We start from the raw sequence: 3,027 nt of genomic DNA, 5'->3' as shown, positions 1-3,027 counted from the left end.
CGGCCGACGTCACCACCGCCGGGGGCCCTCGGCGGGAACGGCGACGTCCTCGGCGACGAGGCGACGCGGACGGGGGCGTCGTCCAGACCGGCCCGGACGAGCAGGGCCGCCAGGACGAGCACGGCGACGCCGAGCAGCGAGACGGTCCAGGTGCTGCGCAGCGGTGAGCCGGTGCGGGAGGCAGGAGCCACGACGATCCTTCGGACGGAGCGGGGACGGCCCATGCTGGCACGTGCGGGGTCCGCCGCGGCCGCGCGCTACCGGCGCAGGGCGCCGAGCCGGTCGACCGCCTCGGCCAGCACCTCGGGGCGCTTGCAGAACGCCCAGCGCACGAACGGGCGTCCGGCGTCGACGTCGTCGTAGAACACCTGGTGCGGCACGGCGACCACCCCGGCGAGCTCGGGGAGGCGGCGGCAGAAGTCCAGGCCGTCCTCGAAGCCGAGCGGACGCACGTCGGTGGTCACGAAGTAGGTGCCCTGGGGCCGGTGCACGCCGAAGCCGACCCGCTCGAGCCCGTCGCACAGCAGGTCGCGCTGCTGCCGCATCCGGGCCGCCTGCTCGGCCACCCAGGCGTCGCCCTCGTCCAGCGCCCGCGCGACGGCCGGCTGGAAGGGGGCGCCGGAGGTGTAGGTCATGAACTGCTTGGCCGCGAGCATCGCGTCGACCAGGGGAGCGGGACCGGACGCCCAGCCGACCTTCCAGCCGGTGACCGAGAACGTCTTGCCGGCGCTGGAGACCGTGAGCGTCCGCTCGGCCATGCCCGGCAGCGTCGCGATCGGGACGTGCTCCACGTCGAAGGTCAGGTGCTCGTAGACCTCGTCGCTCACGACGACCAGGTCGTGCTCGATCGCCACGGCCGCGACCGCCTCGAGCTCGGCGCGGGTGAGCACCGAGCCGGTCGGGTTGTGCGGGGTGTTGAGCAGGATCGCGGACGTCCGCGGGGTCACGGCCGCGCGCAGCTCGTCGACCCGCAGCCGGAAGTCCGGCGCCCGCAGCGTGACCGGGGACGCGCACGGCGCCGGCCATCTGCAGGCACGCGGTGTACGAGTCGTAGTACGGCTCGAGCGCGATCACCTCGTCACCCGGCTCGACCAGGCCGAGCAGCGCGGCGGCGACCGCCTCCGTGGCGCCGGTCGAGGCGGCGACCTGGGTGTCGGGGTCCAGCTCCAGGCCGTAGCGACGCCGCTGGTGGGCGGCCACCGCCCGACGCAGCTCGGGGACGCCGCGGCCGGGCGGGTACTGGTTGCGCCCCTCGGCGATGGCGGTGCGGGCGCCTCGAGCAGCCAGTCCGGCCCGTCGGTGTCGGGGAACCCCTGGCCCAGGTTCACCGACCCGGTGCGCTGGGCGAGCTCGGTCATCTCGGCGAACACGGTGGTGCCGAGACCGGCGACGCGGGTGCTGGACGTCCTCACCGCTGTCACTGTAGTCACGCGGGGAACCGATGTCCGCGCCCGTTCGTCTGCCTAGGATGTGCGCGTGACGACCCTCGAGACCTCCGCCGACGAGCGCGAGGTCGTGCCCCCCGCCCGTCCGCTCGCCCTGGCCTGGCTGCTGCTGGTCGGCGGCGCGATCGGGCTGGCGGCGTCCTTCACCCTGACGGTGGAGAAGATCCGCCTGCTGGAGACGGCCGACTACGTCCCCAGCTGCAACTTCAGCCTGGTCTTCAACTGCCTCAACATCATAAGACCGACCAGGCGTCGCTGCTCGGCTTCCCGAACCCGCTGCTCGGCCTCGTCGGCTTCGCGGTCGTCATCACCCTCGGGGTCGTGCTGCTCTCCGGCTCGGGCCTGGCCGAGTGGGTGTGGGGCGGCCTGCAGGTCGGCGCCACCCTGGCCTTCGTCTTCATCTGCTGGCTGCAGTACGAGAGCCTCTACGTCATCGGCTCGCTGTGCCCGTGGTGCATGGTCGTGTGGGCGGTGACCATCCCGATCTTCTGGTACGTCACGCTGCGCAACCTCGGCACGTGGGCGCCGCGCAACCGGGTCGTCGGCTTCCTGCGCGACTGGAACGTGCTGATTCTCGCGCTGTGGTTCGTGCTCCTCGCGACCGCGATCCTGTTCCGCTTCTTCCTCTGAGGCGCCCCGCCTGAGCCCGTTCGTCGGCCACACTGGCGCCGACGAACAGGAGCCAGGCCATGACCGACGCCCCGCCCACCGCCCTGCGCGAGACCCGCGTGGCGGTCTCCACCGGCTTCCTGCTGCAGGGGCTGGTGATCTCCTCGATCCTCACCCAGGCCCCGCGGCTCATCGACAAGCACGACGTCGGCGACGGCACGTTCACCACCGTGCTCGTGCTCGTGGCCGTCGTGTCCGGGGTCGGCAGCGTGGCGGCCGGACGTGTCGCGGCCCGCCGCACGAGCGCGACCGCGCTGCGCCTCGGCCTGTGGGGCATCGCCCTCGGGGCCGCGGTGGTGGGCCTGGCCCCGAGCGTCCCGACGCTGATGGCCGCCTTCGCCTCCTACGGGCTGGGGCTGGGCGCGGTCGACGCGAGCATGAACATGCAGGGCGTGCGGGTGCAGGCGCTGTTCGGACGCAGCCTCATGAACGGCCTGCACGGACTGTGGAGCGTCGGCGGCATCCTCGGCGCGGGCTACGCCTCGCTGTGCGCCGCGCTCGACGTCCCGGTCGCGCTGTCGCTGCTCGTCGTCGCGGTCGTGGCGGCGTCGGCGTGCGAGCTGGTGCAGGCCCGCTTCGTCCCGGCCAGCGAGCAGGAGGTGGACCTCGTCCCGGACGGCGGGCCGCACGTGCCGTGGCGCCCGGTGCTGGTGCTCGGCCTCGTCGTGCTGGTCTTCTTCGCCTCCGACACCGGCATCCTCGCCTGGTGCACGCGCTACCTGGAGGACGCGCTCGGGGCGAGTGACCAGCTCGCCCCGCTCGGCTATGCGGCCTACCAGGTCGGCGCGCTGGTCTCGCGCCTCACCGCCGACCTCGCGGTGCGGCGGGTCGGTGCCCAGCGGGTCGTCGTCGGGGGCGTGGCGACCGGCCTGGTCGGCCTGGGCCTCGTCGTCGCGTCCCCGCAGCCGGCACC

Annotated in this window: 3 protein-coding genes and 2 pseudogenes; 2 read left to right on the top strand and 3 right to left on the bottom strand. The window is 73.7% G+C overall.

All coding sequences use genetic code 11. The annotated features are described in order from the left end of the window. The 3 genes and pseudogenes from AC2W7G_RS12565 to AC2W7G_RS12555 form a co-directional block, all read right to left on the bottom strand. The coding region (locus tag AC2W7G_RS12565) for a hypothetical protein (RefSeq protein ID WP_485868735.1) at positions 1-191 on the bottom strand (191 nt) is incomplete at its 3' end. Between the two features lie 66 nt (positions 192-257). After that, on the bottom strand, positions 258-995 hold the full coding sequence (locus tag AC2W7G_RS12560; RefSeq protein ID WP_485868736.1) for an aminotransferase class I/II-fold pyridoxal phosphate-dependent enzyme: 738 nt from the start codon (positions 993-995) through the stop codon (positions 258-260). Positions 996-1,056: 61 nt separating this feature from the next. Continuing rightward, positions 1,057-1,212 (bottom strand): annotated as a pseudogene (locus AC2W7G_RS12555) (aminotransferase class I/II-fold pyridoxal phosphate-dependent enzyme); the annotation flags it as partial. A 258-nt stretch (positions 1,213-1,470) separates the two neighbouring features. Between AC2W7G_RS12555 and AC2W7G_RS12550 the strand changes: the two are divergent. Both AC2W7G_RS12550 and AC2W7G_RS12545 read left to right on the top strand, forming a co-directional pair. Further along, a pseudogene (locus tag AC2W7G_RS12550) lies at positions 1,471-2,075 on the top strand (vitamin K epoxide reductase family protein). 59 nt (positions 2,076-2,134) lie between these two features. Continuing rightward, positions 2,135-3,027: MFS transporter (locus AC2W7G_RS12545; protein ID WP_485868734.1), on the top strand; the 893-nt coding region annotated here is incomplete at its 3' end.

The organism is Aeromicrobium sp. PFPM2_SD2, from assembly GCF_057364525.1.
Note: the sequence above shows the minus strand (reverse complement) of the source record. Positions and strands in the feature narration are given on the sequence as shown.